16 protein-coding genes are annotated in these 15624 nt (G+C 62.8%); 7 read left to right on the forward strand and 9 right to left on the reverse strand.

Annotated features, from left to right (window positions below; genetic code table 11):
• The first annotated feature begins 63 nt into the window (after positions 1 to 63).
• A complete protein-coding gene (locus HS968_RS01775) occupies positions 64 to 513 on the forward strand; it encodes a YaiI/YqxD family protein (RefSeq protein WP_106737626.1) in 450 nt (149 codons plus the stop codon).
• A 106-nt stretch (positions 514 to 619) separates the two neighbouring features.
• On the opposite strand, the gene HS968_RS01780 is transcribed toward HS968_RS01775, so the two are convergent.
• On the reverse strand, positions 620 to 1087 hold the full coding sequence (locus HS968_RS01780) for a thioesterase family protein (protein WP_119692311.1): 468 nt from the start codon (positions 1085 to 1087) through the stop codon (positions 620 to 622).
• A gap of 206 nt (positions 1088 to 1293) precedes the next feature.
• Positions 1294 to 1953, reverse strand: a complete 660-nt coding sequence (gene elbB, locus HS968_RS01785; RefSeq protein ID WP_182369891.1) for an isoprenoid biosynthesis glyoxalase ElbB — start codon at positions 1951 to 1953, stop codon at positions 1294 to 1296.
• A 180-nt stretch (positions 1954 to 2133) separates the two neighbouring features.
• Between elbB and HS968_RS01790 the strand changes: the two genes are divergently transcribed.
• Positions 2134 to 3384: a sterol desaturase family protein gene (locus HS968_RS01790; protein ID WP_182369892.1), complete on the forward strand. Its 1251-nt coding sequence runs from the start codon at positions 2134 to 2136 to the stop codon at positions 3382 to 3384.
• Here the strand turns inward: HS968_RS01790 and HS968_RS01795 are convergent.
• Positions 3352 to 3906 (reverse strand): DedA family protein, encoded by a 555-nt coding sequence (locus tag HS968_RS01795; protein ID WP_106737622.1) that lies wholly within the window; start codon positions 3904 to 3906, stop codon positions 3352 to 3354. The genes HS968_RS01790 and HS968_RS01795 overlap by 33 nt on opposite strands.
• Before the next feature lie 217 nt (positions 3907 to 4123).
• Here HS968_RS01795 and hemB point away from each other — a divergent pair, with 217 nt between their 5' ends.
• Positions 4124 to 5137 carry a porphobilinogen synthase gene (hemB, locus tag HS968_RS01800; RefSeq protein WP_119692309.1) on the forward strand — a complete coding sequence of 338 codons (1014 nt, stop codon included), beginning with the start codon at positions 4124 to 4126 and terminating at the stop codon, positions 5135 to 5137.
• 19 nt (positions 5138 to 5156) lie between these two features.
• Positions 5157 to 7358 (forward strand): polyphosphate kinase 1, encoded by a 2202-nt coding sequence (gene ppk1 / locus HS968_RS01805; RefSeq protein ID WP_179623497.1) that lies wholly within the window; start codon positions 5157 to 5159, stop codon positions 7356 to 7358.
• Between the two features lie 278 nt (positions 7359 to 7636).
• Here ppk1 and ppx read toward each other — a convergent pair whose 3' ends face one another.
• The 6 genes from ppx to HS968_RS01835 all read right to left on the reverse strand — a co-directional run bounded on the left by ppx (position 7637) and on the right by HS968_RS01835 (position 12579).
• Positions 7637 to 9139, reverse strand: coding sequence for an exopolyphosphatase (gene ppx / locus HS968_RS01810; RefSeq protein ID WP_182369893.1), 1503 nt, complete (start codon positions 9137 to 9139; stop codon positions 7637 to 7639).
• A gap of 94 nt (positions 9140 to 9233) precedes the next feature.
• Entirely contained in the window at positions 9234 to 9737 is a 504-nt protein-coding gene (locus HS968_RS01815; RefSeq protein ID WP_238338985.1) for an ureidoglycolate lyase, read from the reverse strand.
• Positions 9738 to 9742: 5 nt separating this feature from the next.
• Positions 9743 to 10474: an amino acid ABC transporter ATP-binding protein gene (locus HS968_RS01820; protein WP_119692306.1), complete on the reverse strand. Its 732-nt coding sequence runs from the start codon at positions 10472 to 10474 to the stop codon at positions 9743 to 9745.
• Positions 10461 to 11111 (reverse strand): amino acid ABC transporter permease, encoded by a 651-nt coding sequence (locus HS968_RS01825; protein ID WP_170965166.1) that lies wholly within the window; start codon positions 11109 to 11111, stop codon positions 10461 to 10463. Before HS968_RS01825 ends, HS968_RS01820 begins: the two co-directional genes overlap by 14 nt.
• Positions 11108 to 11773, reverse strand: a complete 666-nt coding sequence (locus HS968_RS01830) for an amino acid ABC transporter permease (RefSeq protein ID WP_182369895.1) — start codon at positions 11771 to 11773, stop codon at positions 11108 to 11110. Before HS968_RS01830 ends, HS968_RS01825 begins: the two co-directional genes overlap by 4 nt.
• A gap of 20 nt (positions 11774 to 11793) precedes the next feature.
• Complete coding sequence (locus tag HS968_RS01835; RefSeq protein ID WP_182369896.1) at positions 11794 to 12579, reverse strand: transporter substrate-binding domain-containing protein; 786 nt, start codon at positions 12577 to 12579, stop codon at positions 11794 to 11796.
• Positions 12580 to 12866: 287 nt separating this feature from the next.
• Here HS968_RS01835 and HS968_RS01840 point away from each other — a divergent pair, with 287 nt between their 5' ends.
• The 3 genes from HS968_RS01840 (at position 12867) to rho (ending at position 15587) form a co-directional block, all read left to right on the forward strand.
• Entirely contained in the window at positions 12867 to 13571 is a 705-nt protein-coding gene (locus HS968_RS01840; RefSeq protein WP_182369897.1) for a FadR/GntR family transcriptional regulator, read from the forward strand.
• 110 nt (positions 13572 to 13681) lie between these two features.
• Complete coding sequence (gene trxA, locus HS968_RS01845; RefSeq protein WP_003458627.1) at positions 13682 to 14008, forward strand: thioredoxin TrxA; 327 nt, start codon at positions 13682 to 13684, stop codon at positions 14006 to 14008.
• A 319-nt stretch (positions 14009 to 14327) separates the two neighbouring features.
• The gene (rho, locus tag HS968_RS01850; RefSeq protein ID WP_003458629.1) at positions 14328 to 15587 is read left to right on the forward strand and encodes a transcription termination factor Rho; all 1260 of its coding nucleotides are present in this window, start codon (positions 14328 to 14330) and stop codon (positions 15585 to 15587) included.
• Positions 15588 to 15624 lie beyond the last annotated feature (37 nt).

The following is a 15624-nucleotide window of genomic DNA, read 5'->3' on the forward strand; positions in this document are numbered from 1 at the left end:
CCCTACCCGCACAGCAGGGCGGCCAGGCATACTGGCGCCCTGTTAGGTCATTAGAGCAGCGCTATGCGTGTCTGGATCGATGCCGATGCCTGCCCCAGGGCAGCGCGGGATCAGGTGGTGAAGTTCGCTCTCAAACGCGGTTTCGAAGTGGTGCTGGTGGCCGGGCAGGCCGTCGCGCGCCCTAACTTCGCCTGTGTGAAACTGATCGTGGTACCCAGCGGCCCGGATGCCGCCGATGATTATCTGGTCGAACACGCCGTGCCCGGCGAGCTGGTGATCTGCAGCGATGTGCCGCTGGCCGACCGCCTGGTGAAAAACGGCGTCGCTGCGCTCGATCCGCGTGGTCGTGAGTTCGACGAGCGCAACATGGGCGAGCGCCTGGCCGTGCGCAACCTGTTCACCGATCTGCGTGAGCAGGGTCAGGTAGGTGGCGGTCAGGCGGCTTATTCGGACAAGGATCGCCAGGCTTTCGCCAACTCACTCGATCGGATTCTCACGCGTCTGAGTCGATAGCGCTTCAGGTTATATCCAGCTTCGGGCTTTGGCTGTTTCTGTCGGCGCCGCTTTAGCAGCGACCGATCCAGTGCTCATCGCGGCCAAAGCCCTTCCCGCATCACCTTCACCCGCACAGATAGGTGCCGGTGCCCACGGCGACCAGCACGCCTTCATCGTTGTGCAATTCCATGCGGATCACCGCCACCTTGTTGCCGGCGCGCAGTGGCATGGCGGTGGCGATGAAGCGCTGGCCGCGGCCGGGACGCAGGTAGTCGATGCGCAGGTCGATGGTGCCGAGTTTGGATAGCTTGCTCATGCGTTCTGCCGCCGGCAGATGCTGGTGGTTGGCGAAGGCACCGATCAGCGCCATGGCGCCACCGCAGACGTCGAGCAGCGAAGAAATCACCCCGCCATGCAGGATGCCGTGGACGAAGTTGCCGATCAGTTCGGGCTTCATCGGCAGGTGCATGGTCACCTGTTCCTCGCTCAGTTCATCGATCTCGATGCCGAGAAACTGGTTGAACGGGATACGTTGGAAGAAGGCAGTCACCGCCTGTTGCAGGTCGGCGTCCAGGCTGAAGGCTTGCGGCATCGTGGCACTCCGGAGATCACGTGTCTGTCACGCTGCCGCAGCCTGGCGGGCTTGGCCAGGGCTGCGGCCGGAGTGCCCTGGCCAATGACCGAAGCGCCATGTGAACGGCGATCAGTGGGTAGGGTGGGCCGGGCGGCGTTCCGCTTTAGCCCACCAAGGGCGATCAGCGAGTGCTGAAACGGAACGCCCCTCGTCCGCTTCTACGGTCAGTGGTGCGCCAGTTCCAGCACCCGGTCGACCAGCTTGTTGATGCCCGACGCCGCTTCGGCGATGGACTGGGCGAGCATATAGGCCGGTGTGGTGACCAGCTTGCGCGCTTCGTCCTCGACGATGTCGCTGACGTCGCACTCGTGGTGCTCGGCGCCCATCTGGGTCAGTGCGCTGGCGGTGTCCGCATCGTTGCCGATGGTGCAGATCACCCCGGCGCCGAAGATTTTCGCGGCCAGCGCCGGGGCGATGCAGATCAGGCCGACCGGTTTGCCGGCATCGACGAAGGCCTTGCAGGCGGCCAGTACGTCGGGTTGCACTGTGCAGTTGGCACCGCTGGTGGCGAAGTCGGAGAGGTTCTTCGCCACGCCGAAGCCGCCGGGCAGGATCAGTGCGTCGAAGTCGGCGACGTGCAGCTGTTTGACGTCCTTGATCTGGCCACGCGCGATGCGTGCGGATTCCACCAGCACGTTGCGTGTCTCGTTCATCTCGTCGCCGCTGTAGTGATCGACCACGTGCAACTGCGGCACGTTGGGAGCAAAGCACTGCACTTCAGCGCCGCGTTGGTCGAGGCGCAGCAGGGTGATCACGCTTTCGTGGATCTCGGCGCCATCGTAGACGCCACAGCCGGACAGAATCACTGCCACTTTTTTGCTCATGCTCGACTCCTGGTGAGGAAAGACGCGCCCGTGAGGCGGGCGCGGTTGTTACCAATTCTTGGGCCTGGCTGTCGTCAAATGCCACTCGGACTGTCATTTGCCGCCGTGAAGCATAACGGGCCGGCGCATAGGATGAATAACAGCTCATTCCCGAGACAAGTACAACGATATGGCGCAGTCATGAATTACATTCTCTACGCGGTGCCCTTCTTCTTTCTTCTGATCGGCCTGGAGCTGCTCGCCGATCGCTGGCGCGGCATGCGCACCTATCGCCTGGCCGATGCCCTCAACAGCCTCAGTGCCGGCGTCCTGTCGCAGGCTACCGGCCTGGTGACCAAGGTCGTCGGATTGCTGACCTACGCGTTTGCCTGGGAGCACCTGGCGGTGTTCACGCTGGATGCCGGCAGCCTGTGGGTCTGGGTGTTCGCTTTCCTCTTCTATGACTTCTGCTACTACTGGAACCACCGCCTGGGCCATGAGCGCAACGTGCTTTGGGCTGCGCACTCGGTGCATCACCAGAGCGAGGACTACAACCTGTCCACCGCGTTGCGCCAGACCAGCACCGGCTTCATCTTCGGCTGGATCTTCTACTTGCCGATGGCGGTTGTCGGTGTGCCACCTTTGGTATTTCTCAGTGTGGCGGCGCTCAATCTGCTTTATCAGTTCTGGGTGCACACTCGGCATATCCCCAAACTGGGCTGGTTCGAGTGGCTGTTCATCACGCCCTCCAATCACCGTGTGCACCACGCGCAGAACCCTATTTACATGGATCGCAATTACGGCGGTGTGTTCATTGTCTGGGATCGAATTTTTGGCACCTTTCAGGAGGAGTTGGACGAGGAGCCGGTGGTCTTCGGCGTCACCGTGCCGCTGGCCAGCTGGAACCCGCTATGGGCGAATCTGCAGGTCTATGCCGGCTTGTGGAGCGATGCGCGGCGTAGCGAGTCCTGGTGGGATCGGCTGCGTATCTGGTTCATGCCCACCGGCTGGCGCCCGGCCGACGTGGCTGCGCGTTTTCCACAGGAGAAGGCCGACCTGAGTCGCTTCGTCAAATTCGAGGTGCCGCTGGGCCGTGGTCAGCAGTGCTACGCCGCGCTGCAGTTCGTCGTCTACCTGCTCGGCGGTACCTGGCTGCTGGCGCAGGCCGAGGTGTTGACGCCAGTCGGGATGCTGCTCGGCTGCGCCTGGGTTGCGTTGGGCCTCTACAGCATTGGCGCCTGGCTGGAGAACCGCAGCTGGGCCATACGTCTGGAGCTGTTGCGCTTGCTGGCCAATCTGCCGCTGCTGGCGCTGGCCGATGCATTTGGCATGCTAACGGCTGGCACCAGCGTCTGGACGCTGTTGGCAGGCTACCTGTTGCTCAGCCTGATCGGTTTGTGGGGTGTGCGGCGCGGTTCGTCAGTCGGCCCGACGCTGGCGCCGCCGGTATAGCCAACCGAGGGCGATCAGCAGCGCCACGCCCGCGGCCAGGTAGAGCTGGGCGTGACGCACGTCTTCCAGCAAGCCGCTCATGGCATTGCCTAGGCGATAGGCGATCAGGCTCAGGCCGCCGGCCCACAGTGCTGCGCCGATGCAGTCGAAGAGCAGATAGCGGCGCCAGGAATAGCCGGACAGGCCGATGGTGACCGGCATCACCGTGCGCAAGCCGTAGAGGAAGCGAAAGCCCAATACCCACAGGTCGGGATGGCGGCGCAGCAGGGCGCTGGCGCGTTCGCCCAGCGGTTGCCAGCGGGGGTGGCGTTGCAACAGGGCGCGGCCATGGCGGCGGCCGAGGTGGAACCACAGCTGGTCGCTGGCGAAGGTGCCGAGGAAGGCGCACAGCGCCACCAGTTCGATGCTGAGCAGGTTGCGCACAGCCAGGTAGCATGCCACCAGCAGCGACACTTCACCTTCGAGGAAGGTGCCCAGAATCAAGGCTGGGTAGCCGAACTGGCGAATCAGGTCTTGCAGCATCGCACGTGCTCATGGTGAAGGTGAGGCAGATTACTCCGACCGTGAAAAAGCCGGAAGGTGGCGTCCCGTGCCACAATGGCCAGGTTTCGTGGCATTGCCGCCGCAGGTTGCGGCTGCGACCCGCGGTCGCATCGAGTCATGCGGCTGTCATCATTTAGTCATAATGCCCGCTTATAACCGTCACACTGGCCCGTCCGTGCGGGCTCTGGAGTCTGCCGTGAGCGTTACCCCCGCCAACCGTCTGTTCCCTGCTACCCGTCTGCGTCGCAACCGCCGCGACGAGTTCTCCCGCCGTCTGGTGCGCGAGAACCGCCTGAGCGTCGATGACCTGATCCTGCCGGTGTTCGTCCTCGACGGCGAAAACCGTCGCGAAGTCGTGCCGTCCATGCCGGGTGTGGAGCGTCTGTCCATCGACCTGTTGCTCAAGGAAGCCGAACACTGGGTCGCACTGGGCATTCCGGCGCTGGCGCTGTTCCCGGTCACGCCGCTGGAGAAGAAATCCCTCGACGGCGCCGAGGCCTGGAACCCGGAGGGTATCGCTCAACGTGCGATCCGCGCCCTGCGCGCTAAATTCCCCGAGTTGGGGGTGATCAGTGACGTGGCTCTCGACCCATTCACCACCCATGGCCAGGATGGCATCCTCGACGAAGACGGCTACGTGCAGAACGACATCACCGTCGATGCGCTGGTCAAACAGGCGCTGTCGCATGCCGAGGCCGGTGCCCAGGTCGTGGCGCCGTCGGACATGATGGACGGCCGCATCCAGGCGATCCGCGAGGCGCTGGAGCTGGCCGATCACGTCAACGTGCGCATCATGGCCTACTCGGCCAAGTACGCCAGCGCCTACTACGGCCCGTTCCGCGATGCGGTCGGCTCGGCCGCCAACCTCGGCAAGGGTAGCAAGAATACCTATCAGATGGACCCGGCCAATGGTGACGAGGCGCTGCACGAAGTGGCTGCCGATCTCGCCGAAGGCGCCGATATGGTCATGGTCAAGCCGGGCATGCCCTACCTGGACATCGTCTGGCGCGTGAAGGACGCCTACAAGGTGCCGACCTTCGCCTATCAGGTCAGCGGCGAGTACGCCATGCACATGGCGGCGATCCAGAACGGTTGGCTGAGCGAAGCGGTCATACTGGAGTCGCTCACCGCCTTCAAACGTGCCGGTGCCGATGGCATCCTCACCTATTTCGCCGTGCGTGCGGCAGAACTGTTAAAACCGGGGCAATGACGCCCCCAGGAACCCAGCGATGAACACCGAAGGACTCAACAGCGAATTGCTAGACGGATCAGTGGCGCAGGCCGAAACCCCGGCGGAAGTCGTCGCCGAACCGACTGTCGCGGAGGTACCGGCACCTGCTCCCGTGGTGGTGCCGAGCCTGGATGACAGCAGCCTGTACATCCACCGCGAGCTGTCCCAGCTGCAATTCAACATCCGCGTGCTGGAGCAGGCGCTGGACGAGTCCTATCCGCTGCTCGAGCGCCTGAAGTTCCTGCTGATCTTCTCCAGCAACCTTGACGAGTTCTTCGAGATTCGCGTCGCTGGCCTGAAGAAACAGATCAATTTTGCCCGCGAGCAGGCCGGTGCCGACGGCCTGTTGCCACATCAGGCACTGGCACGGATTTCCGAGCTGGTGCACGAACAGGTGGATCGCCAATACGCCATCCTCAACGACACCCTGTTCCCGGCGCTGGCCAAGCACAACATCAACTTCATCCGTCGTCGCTACTGGACGACCAAGCTCAAGACCTGGGTTCGCCGTTACTTCCGCGACGAGATCGCGCCGATCATCACGCCGATCGGTCTCGACCCGACGCACCCGTTCCCGCTGCTGGTCAACAAGAGCCTGAACTTTATCGTCGAGCTGGAAGGCGTCGATGCCTTCGGTCGCGACTCCGGCCTGGCGATCATCCCGGCGCCGCGTCTGCTGCCGCGGATCATCCGCGTGCCGGAAGAGGTGGGTGGCCCGGGCGCCAATTACGTGTTCCTGTCGTCGATGATCCACGCGCACGCCGACGACCTGTTCCAGGGCATGAAGGTCAAGGGTTGCTACCAGTTCCGCCTGACCCGTAACGCCGACCTGTCGGTGGACACCGAGGACGTCGAAGACCTGGCGCGTGCGCTGCGCGGCGAGCTGTTCAGTCGTCGCTACGGTGATGCGGTGCGTCTGGAGGTGGTCGACACCTGCCCGAAACACCTGACCGATCAGTTGCTCAAGCAGTTCGGCCTGGCCGAGAGCGAGTTGTACCAGGTCAATGGCCCGGTCAACCTGACGCGTCTGTTCAGCATCACCGGCCTGGATAGCCACCCGGAGCTGCAGTACACGCCGTTCACCCCGGTGATTCCCAAGCTGCTGCAGAACGCCGAGAACATCTTCAGCGTGGTCAGCAAGCAGGACATCCTGCTGCTGCACCCGTTCGAGTCCTTCACCCCGGTGGTCGACCTGTTGCGCCAGGCTGCGAAAGACCCGCACGTGCTGGCGATCAAGCAGACGCTGTACCGTTCCGGCGCCAACTCGGAGATCGTCGATGCGCTGGTGGAAGCCGCGCGTAACGGCAAGGAAGTCACCGCGGTGATCGAACTGCGTGCACGCTTCGACGAGGAGTCCAACCTGCAACTGGCCAGCCGCCTGCAGGCTGCCGGTGCGGTGGTGATCTACGGGGTGGTCGGCTTCAAGACCCACTCGAAGATGATGCTGATCCTGCGCCGCGAGAACGGCGAGATCCGCCGCTACGCGCACCTCGGCACCGGCAACTACCACGCTGGCAACGCGCGTCTGTATACCGACTACAGCCTGCTCACCGCCGACGTGGCGCTGGGTGAGGACGTGTCCAAGCTGTTCAGCCAGTTGATCGGCATGGGCAAGACGCTGCGCATGAAGAAGCTGTTGCATGCGCCGTTCACCCTGAAGAAAACCCTGCTCGACCTGATCGCCAAGGAAACCGCTGCGGCGGCTGAAGGCAAGCCGGCGCAGATCATCGCCAAGTTCAACGCGCTGACCGATCCGAAGATCATCCGCGCGCTGTACAAGGCCAGCCAGACCGGCGTGAAAATCGACCTGGTGGTGCGCGGCATGTGCAGCCTGCGCCCCGGCGTGCCTGGGGTTTCCCACAATATCCAGGTGCGCTCGATCATTGGTCGTTTCCTCGAGCACACCCGCGTCTACTACTTCCTCAACGGTGGCGACGAGCTGATCTACCTGTCCAGTGCCGACTGGATGGAGCGCAACCTCGACAAGCGCGTGGAGACCTGCTTCCCGGTGGAGGGCAAGAAGCTCATCACGCGGGTGAAGAAGGAACTGGAGAGCTACCTGACCGACAACACCCAGGCCTGGGTGCTGCAGTCCGATGGTCGCTACGTGCGCCAGCAGCCGACCGGCAACCAGAACCCGCGCAATGCGCAGGCTGGACTGCTGGAGAAACTCACCGCCCCGGTAATCGTGACTCGATAAAAAGGCCGCTTGCTGCGGCCACGTCGCGTGTCATCGCTTGCTGATAACAGCGGACGGCGGGTTTCACCCGCCCTACGCTTACTGCGCAAAACCCCGGTGCGCACGGCGCACCCTACGGGCGGTTGACTCAGCGCGTAGCCCGTATGCAATCCGGGGCTTTGGCTATTCCCGTATTACAGACTGACGCCACACAAGGTTTCGCGAGGTCGTCCTGCTCGCGTGCATTAATGAGAACGGCGCACCCTACGGGGTTGTGGCGGGCCTGATTCAGAAGTTGATCAGCGCACGCTCAGGGTCAGGTCGATACGCTTGAGCCACTCGGCTTCGGCTTCGAAGTCCGCCTGGGTCAGCGGGTTGGCTGCCAGCCAGCCTTCCGGGAAGAGGATTTCCAGGCTGTTATCGCCGACCTTGAACTGCACTTCCGGCATGCTCTGCGTGCCCCGGATGTGATGGAAGAGGATGGCAAAGCGCAGCAGTACGCACAGGCGCATCAGCTTCACGCCTTCCTCACCGAAGTCGGCGAATTTGTCCTTGGGAATGTTGCGTCGATGGCCGCGCACCAGCAGGGCGAGCATTTGCTGATCCTGGCGCGAGAAGCCCGACAGGTCGGAGTGCTCGATCAGGTAGGCGCCGTGCTTGTGGTACTGATAGTGGGCGATGTCCAGACCGACCTCGTGCACCTTGGCGCCCCAGCTCAGCAGCTCGCGGTGCCAGTCATCGTTCAGCCCCCAGTCGCCGGCCACTTTGTCCAGTGCCGAGAGTGCCTTGGCTTCGACCCGGGCGGCCTGGTCGACATCAACGTGGTACCGCTCCATGAACGCCGCCAGAGTGCGTTCGCGTACGTCTTCATGCTGATGGCGGCCGAGCAGGTCGTAGAGCACGCCCTCACGCAATGCGCCCTCGGAATGGCTCATGCGCTGGATTTCGCAGGCATCGAAGATCGCTTCGAGAATCGCCAGGCCGGCGGGGAAGATGCCGCGACGATCCGGCTTGATGCCGTCGAGGTCGAGCTTGTCCACCTCGCCCAGCTTGAACACCTTGCGCTTGAGCCAGGCCAGGCCTTCGGCCGTCACCTCGCCGCTGCCCAAGCCCGCTGCCTTGATGGTCAGTCCGACCGCCTTGATGGTGCCGGATGCGCCGACGGCATCTTCCCAGCCGAGGCGGCGCAGGCCCTGCTCGATGCTCATGAGTTCCAGACGGGCCGCGGTGTAGGCCTGGGCATAACGCGCCGGGGTGATCTTGCCGTCGTGAAAGTAACGCTGGGTGAAGCTTACGCAGCCCATCTGCAGGCTTTCACGCAGCAGCGGTTCGAAGCGCTGGCCGATGATGAATTCGGTGCTGCCGCCACCGATATCGGCGACCAGGCGCTTGCCGGGCGTGTCGGCGATGCTGTGGGACACGCCTAGATAAATCAGGCGGGCTTCCTCACGGCCGGAAATCACCTCGACCTGGTGACCGAGGATTTCCTCGGCGCGGCGGATAAACACCGCGCGGTTGCGCGCTTCGCGCAGGGCGTTGGTACCGACGATGCGCACGGCGCCTTCCGGCAGGCTGGTGGTGAACTGGGCGAAACGGCGCAGGCAATCCAGGCCGCGCTGCATGGCCTCCTCGCTGAGCTGGCGCTCATCGTCCAGGCCTGCCGCCAACTGCACCTTGTCGCCGATGCGCTCGAGGATGCGAATCTCGTGATTGTCGGCCTTGGCCAGCACCATATGGAAACTGTTCGAGCCCAGATCGATGGCGGCGATCAGGGGAAAACTCTCGGCAGGGGCTTGGGGCATGATTGCGGCATCTCGTTCGATTTCCGCGCATCCTGCCACGACTGAAGCCATGAGCCAACGCATACGGATGTCGCATTTAACTGGTCTAGACCTGTTATTCCGCCAGGTTCAGCATGCTCAGCGGTTGTTTCAGCGCCTGTTCATCGCAGTTGTGCCCGGCACCGCCGCGGTCGATCACGAGGAAGCGGCCGGGGTGTTGCAGGCATAGCAACGGGTGGTGCCAGGTGCCGCGCGCGTAGTTCACGCCCTGATCCGGCGCGCTGATGAAGGCGCGGATCTTCGACTCGTCCAGCTCGCCGGGCGGGGCGACGACGATCAGCATACGCCCGCCATCTACCGGGTAGAACGCCTGGCTGCCCAGCGGATGGCGTTCGAGCATGCGGACTTCGATAGGTGCATGCCAGGCCTTGCCCTCGAACAGGTTGACCAGCGTGCGCGGCGCTTCGCCGGCCAGTTCCACCTGCGCCAGGTCGTGGTAGCGCGTGGTGGTGCCAGCATTGATCGGGAAGGCGTTGGCGCCGGCCATCTCGATCACCTCGCCAAAGGGCGCGAAGGCGCTGCGGGTCAGCGGCTCGATGCGCAGTGGCAGCGGCGTCATGGCGTTCACAGGTTCACCGAGCCGATGAAGTTGCGCAGTTCCTCGGTCTGCGGCGCGGCGAACAGAACCTTGGGATCGCCGATCTCGTGCACCTTGCCGTGGTGCATGAACACCAGCTTGTCGCCGACTTCGCGGGCGAAGCGCATCTCGTGGGTGACCATGATCAGGGTCATGCCCTCGCTGGCCAGTTGCTTGACCACCGCTAGCACCTCGTTGACCAGCTCCGGGTCGAGCGCCGAGGTGATCTCGTCGCACAGCAACACCTTGGGCGACATGGCCAGGGCACGGGCGATGGCCACGCGCTGCTGCTGACCGCCGGACAGGCGCTCGGGGTAGGCGTCGAATTTCTCTGCCAGGCCCACGCGTTCGAGCATCTGCCGGGCGATTCTTTCCGCTTCGGCGCGTGAGGTCTTCTTCACCACCTGCGGCGCCAGCATGACGTTCTCGCCGACGGTCAGGTGCGGAAACAGGTTGAACTGCTGGAACACCATGCCGACTTTCTGCCGCAGGCTGCGCAGGTCGGCGCGGGCAGCGTCGATGTACTCGCCGTCGACTTCGATCACGCCGTCGTTGATCGACTCCAGGCCGTTGAGGGTGCGCAGGAAGGTGCTCTTGCCCGAGCCGCTGCGGCCGATGATGGCGACCACTTCGCCTTCCTCGACCTTGAGGTCGATGCCCTTGAGCACGTGGTTGTCGCCGTAGTACTTGTGCAGGGCGGTGACGTTAAGCAGTGACATTCAGCCTCCTTTCCAGGCGGTATGCAGCGAGCGAGAGCGGGTAGCAGAGTAGGAAGTAACCGAGGGCGACGAAGCCGTAGACCATGAACGGTTCGAAGGTGGCGTTGGCCAGCATGCTGCCGGTCTTGGTCAGCTCGGTGAAGCCGATGATCGAGGTCACCGCAGTGCCCTTGACCACCTGTACCGAGAAACCGACGGTGGGCGCCACGGCGATACGCAGGGCTTGCGGCAGAACGACGTGGCGCAGGGTCTCCAGGCGACTCATGGCCAGGCTTTCGGCAGCCTCCCACTGGCCGCGGGTGATCGACTCGACGCAGCCGCGCCAGATTTCGGCGAGAAAGGCGCTGGTGAACAGCGTCAGTGCGGCGGCGGCGGCCAGCCAGGGCGATACGTCGATACCGAGCAGGGCGATGCCGAAGAACACCAGGAACAGCTGCATCAACAGCGGCGTGCCCTGGAACAGTTCGATATAGCCACGGGCGAGGATGCGCGGCGCCGACAGCGGCGATAGCCGGGCCAGCAATATAAGCAGGCCGGCGATGCCGCCGCAGACGAAGGCCACCAGCGACAGCAGCAGCGTCCACTGCAGGCCGGTGAGCAGATTGCGCAGGATGTCCCAGAGGGTGAAGTCCATCAGCGGGCTCCCATGATGAAGCGGCGGCCGATCCAGGCCAGCAGCTGACGCACCAGGATGGCCATGATCAGGTACAGTGCGGTGGTCAGCAGATAGGTCTCGAAGGCGCGGAAGTTGCGCGACTGGATGAAGTTGGCGGCGAACGACAGCTCCTCGGTGGATATCTGCGAGCACACCGCCGAGCCGAGCATGACGATGATGATCTGGCTCGAAAGAGCCGGCCACACCTTGGCCAGGGCCGGGCGCAGCACCACGTAGCGGAAACTCTCGAAACGGTTCAGCGCCAGTGCCGCTGCAGCTTCCAGCTGACCATGCGGGATGGCCTGGATGCCGGCGCGGATGATCTCCGTGGAGTAGGCGCCGAGGTTGATCGCCATCGCGAGCACTGCAGCTTCCCATTCGTTCAGGCGAAAACCGAGCGAGGGCAAGCCGAAGAAGATGAAGAACAACTGGACGATGAACGGCGTGTTGCGGATCAGCTCCACGTAGGCGCCGAAAATCCGGTCGAATGGGCGGATGCGCCAGGCGCGCAGTATCGCCCCGACGATGCCGAGACCGACGCCCAGCAGGGTGCCGATCGCCGTCAGGCCGAGGGTGAAGGCCGCGCCCTGCAGCAGCAGATCGCTGTGCTGCAGGACGGCGGCGAAGTCGAACTGGTACGCCATGGCTCAGTGCTCCGTCAGGCTCAGAGGCCGGCCGGCAGGGGCTGCTTCAGCCACTTCTGGCTGATCGCATCGAGGCTGCCGTCGCTTTTGGCATCGGCGAGGACGGCGTTGACCTTGTCCAGCAGGGCGGCCTGGTTCTTATTCACTCCGACGTACACCGGCGAGTCCTTGAGCTTGAGTTTCATGCTCGGCACGCGCTTGGGGTTCTTCTCGGAGATAGCCACCATCACCACGTTGCCGCTGGCGATCAGCTCGACCTGGCCGGACAGGTAGGCGGCGATGGTCGAGTTGTTGTCCTCGAAGCGCTTGATGGTGGCGCCTTTCGGGGCGACGTTGCTCAGCTCGATGTCTTCGATGGAGCCACGGGTGACGCTGATGGTCTTGCCGGCCAGGTCATCGAGGCTGACGATGGCGGCGTCTTCCGGGCCGAACACGCCGAGGTAGAAGGGGGCATAGGCGGCGGAAAAATCGATCACCGCCTCACGCTCCGGGTTCTTGCCGAGGCTGGAGATCACCAGATCGACCTTGCCGGTGGTGAGGAAAGGAATGCGGTTGGTGCTGTTGACCGGAGTCAGTTCCAGCTTCACTGCCAGTTTGTCAGCCAGCAGCTGTGCGGTATCGATGTCCAGGCCGCGCGGTTTCATGTCCGGGCCGACCGAGCCGAATGGTGGGAAATCCTGCGGTACGGCGACTTTCAGCACGCCAGCCTTGCTGATGTCTTCAAGGGCATCGGCATGTGCGGTGGCAGCGCCAAAGGCGAGGGCAGCGAACAGGGTACCCAGCAGGGTGCGGTGAAATTTACGCATGTCGAACTCCCGATGAATGGACGAAAACTGAAGCGTTTTGCGTGATTCGTGCAGTGCATCGCCTGTGCCAAGTTCAATGAAATCAGCGCTTGCACCGCTTCTGGCGAGTGATAACAAGGTCTTACTGGTCTGAACAGTTGGTGTTGCTGACCAACTGGTCAGAAGTTTTTCTGGGCCATCTCGGTGCGTTCGTGAGGTGGGCTGTTCCACAAGGGTGCGTCGCTTGCCTGAAACGGTCTGATGGCCTTACAAAGGCGACTTCACTGGACTGACCGGCCCGAACAGTCATGAATGCTTCTGCTCCCCGCGCGGTACCCGAATACGCCCTGCAGGCGATCCGTCGTCTGATCGAGGAAGAGGGCTATCGTCCTGGTGATGCCTTGCCCTCGCAGCGTGACCTGGCCGAGCGTCTGGGGGTCAGCCGTGCGTCGTTGCGCGAAGCGCTGTCATCGCTCAGCGCCCTGGGCCTGGTGAGCGTGCAGGCCGGCAAGGGCGTATTCGTTCAAGAGGCGCCAAAGGCCGAAGCGACCGGTGCTTTCGTCTGGCCATTCGCTGCACAGGTGTCGGCGGCCGATACCTTCCAGCTGCGTTTTGCCCTGGAGGGTTTCGCCTGTGGTCTGGCCGCCGGGGTGATGACCGCAGAGGAGCTGGACATCCTCGAGGACAACGTCGAGCAGATGCGCCGGGAGTTGCGCGCCGAGAATTTCGAGCAGGCGACGCGCCTGGATTTCGAGTTTCACCAACGCATCCTCGCTGCCAGCGGCAACCAGGCGATGTTCACCCTGGTGACCTCCAGTGCCGATATCTTTCTAGAGAGCCAGAAGCTGCCGTTCATCCGCCCGGAGCGGGCGATGGAAACCTGGCAGGAGCATCGCAAGATCCTCAAGGCCCTGGCCCGGCATGCCGCGGGTTCGGCGCAGAAGGCCATGCAGCAGCATATCCGCGCCGCTGCGCTGCGTACCGGAATCGCTTTCGCCACCTTGGGTGATTGAGGCGTACATTGGCGGCTATTGAAAGGCTCAATCGTCAGTGCCTTTCGGTGTCACTCAAGCCGGGCTATGATGGCGCCACTTTTTTGCTTCCGAATATACGGAGACTCCCCATGAGCGAATTCATCACCAACGTCAGCGACGCCAGCTTCGACCAGGACGTCATCCAGGCTGAAGGTCCGGTTCTGGTCGATTACTGGGCTGAGTGGTGCGGCCCGTGCAAGATGATCGCACCGGTGCTCGACGAGATCGCCAAGGAATACCAAGGCAAACTGAAGATCTGCAAACTGAACATCGACGAGAACCAGGAAACCCCGCCGAAATACGGCGTGCGCGGTATCCCGACCCTGATGCTGTTCAAGAACGGCAACGTCGAAGCGACCAAGGTTGGCGCACTGTCCAAGTCGCAACTGGCTGCTTTCCTCGACAGCAACATCTGAGGGGCTGAAGAGGTAGGGCGGGCTTTAGCCCGTCGAGTTGGTCGCAGTTGGCGTGATGGTGGGCTGAAGCGGAGCGCCGCCCGGCCCACCCTAACGCTCTGCAAGAAGCCCTGCTATTTGCGGGGCTTTTTCGTTTTTAGGGCTAGACGCTGTTTTTTCGCGGTGTTAAATTCGGCCTCGCTGCATCCTTCATGCAGCTCTCTGCACGCCGTCGCCGATTCATACCCATACGAACTCGTTCGCGATCCTGTCGCCTTCTCTGCGGCGCGGCCTCTCAAGCTAACAGCTTTCTTCTCCTCTCGATGATCACGTCATTCCTATGAATCTGACCGAACTCAAGCAAAAGCCGATTGCCGAACTGCTGGACATGGCCGAACAGATGGGCCTGGAAAACATGGCTCGTTCGCGCAAGCAGGACATCATCTTCGCTCTGCTGAAAAAGCATGCCAAAAGCGGCGAGGAAATTTCCGGTGACGGCGTGCTGGAGATCCTCCAGGACGGTTTCGGCTTCCTGCGTAGCGCTGACTCCTCCTACCTGGCCGGCCCGGACGATATCTACGTCTCGCCCAGCCAGATCCGCCGTTTCAACCTGCGTACCGGTGACACCATCGTCGGCAAGATCCGTCCGCCGAAGGAAGGCGAGCGTTACTTCGCCCTGCTCAAGGTCGACAGCATCAACTTCGACCGTCCGGAAAACGCCAAGAACAAGATTCTGTTCGAGAACCTGACGCCGCTGTTCCCCAACAAGCGCCTGACCATGGAAGCCGGTAACGGCTCCACCGAGGACATCACCGGCCGTGTGATCGACCTCTGCGCGCCGATTGGCAAGGGCCAGCGTGGCCTGATCGTCGCCCCGCCGAAAGCGGGCAAGACCATCATGCTGCAGAACATCGCCTCGAACATCACCCGTAACAACCCCGAGTGCCACCTGATCGTTCTGCTGATCGACGAGCGCCCGGAAGAAGTGACCGAAATGCAGCGCACCGTGCGCGGCGAAGTGGTCGCCTCCACCTTCGACGAGCCGCCGACCCGCCACGTGCAGGTCGCCGAGATGGTGATCGAGAAGGCCAAGCGCCTGGTCGAGCACAAGAAGGATGTGGTCATCCTGCTCGACTCCATCACCCGTCTGGCGCGTGCCTACAACACCGTGATCCCGAGCTCCGGCAAGGTACTCACCGGTGGTGTCGACGCCCATGCCCTGGAGAAGCCGAAACGCTTCTTCGGCGCCGCGCGTAACATCGAAGAAGGTGGCTCGCTGACCATCATCGCCACCGCGCTGGTGGAAACCGGCTCGAAGATGGACGAAGTGATCTACGAGGAATTCAAAGGCACCGGCAACATGGAGCTGATCCTTGATCGTCGTGTTTCCGAGAAGCGTGTGTTCCCGGCCATCAACATCAACAAGTCGGGCACCCGCCGCGAAGAACTGCTGACCGGTGAGGAAGAGCTGTCGCGCATGTGGATTCTGCGCAAGCTGCTGCACCCGATGGACGAAATCGCCGCCATCGAGTTCCTGATCGATAAGCTCAAGGCAACGAAGACCAACGATGAGTTCTTCCTGTCGATGAAGCGCAAGTAAGACATCACGTCTTGCCACAAGGCCGGGGAAACCCGGC

The organism is Pseudomonas berkeleyensis, from assembly GCF_014109765.1.
GTDB classification, from domain to species: Bacteria; Pseudomonadota; Gammaproteobacteria; order Pseudomonadales; family Pseudomonadaceae; genus Aquipseudomonas; species Aquipseudomonas berkeleyensis.

Excerpts from the sequence above, each read along its gene's own strand:
- HS968_RS01820 (WP_119692306.1), bottom strand. The coding sequence starts at position 10,474 with ATGTCACTGCTTAACGTCACCGCCCTGCACAAGTACTACGGCGACAAC.
- HS968_RS01840 (WP_182369897.1), top strand. The coding sequence starts at position 12,867 with ATGAATGCTTCTGCTCCCCGCGCGGTACCCGAATACGCCCTGCAGGCG.
- rho (WP_003458629.1), top strand. The coding sequence starts at position 14,328 with ATGAATCTGACCGAACTCAAGCAAAAGCCGATTGCCGAACTGCTGGAC.
- HS968_RS01815 (WP_238338985.1), bottom strand. The coding sequence starts at position 9,737 with ATGACGCCGCTGCCACTGCGCATCGAGCCGCTGACCCGCAGCGCCTTC.
- elbB (WP_182369891.1), bottom strand. The coding sequence starts at position 1,953 with ATGAGCAAAAAAGTGGCAGTGATTCTGTCCGGCTGTGGCGTCTACGAT.
- HS968_RS01830 (WP_182369895.1), bottom strand. The coding sequence starts at position 11,773 with ATGGCGTACCAGTTCGACTTCGCCGCCGTCCTGCAGCACAGCGATCTG.
- HS968_RS01790 (WP_182369892.1), top strand. The coding sequence starts at position 2,134 with ATGAATTACATTCTCTACGCGGTGCCCTTCTTCTTTCTTCTGATCGGC.
- trxA (WP_003458627.1), top strand. The coding sequence starts at position 13,682 with ATGAGCGAATTCATCACCAACGTCAGCGACGCCAGCTTCGACCAGGAC.
- HS968_RS01795 (WP_106737622.1), bottom strand. The coding sequence starts at position 3,906 with ATGCTGCAAGACCTGATTCGCCAGTTCGGCTACCCAGCCTTGATTCTG.
- HS968_RS01835 (WP_182369896.1), bottom strand. The coding sequence starts at position 12,579 with ATGCGTAAATTTCACCGCACCCTGCTGGGTACCCTGTTCGCTGCCCTC.
- HS968_RS01780 (WP_119692311.1), bottom strand. The coding sequence starts at position 1,087 with ATGCCGCAAGCCTTCAGCCTGGACGCCGACCTGCAACAGGCGGTGACT.
- ppx (WP_182369893.1), bottom strand. The coding sequence starts at position 9,139 with ATGCCCCAAGCCCCTGCCGAGAGTTTTCCCCTGATCGCCGCCATCGAT.
- HS968_RS01775 (WP_106737626.1), top strand. The coding sequence starts at position 64 with ATGCGTGTCTGGATCGATGCCGATGCCTGCCCCAGGGCAGCGCGGGAT.
- ppk1 (WP_179623497.1), top strand. The coding sequence starts at position 5,157 with ATGAACACCGAAGGACTCAACAGCGAATTGCTAGACGGATCAGTGGCG.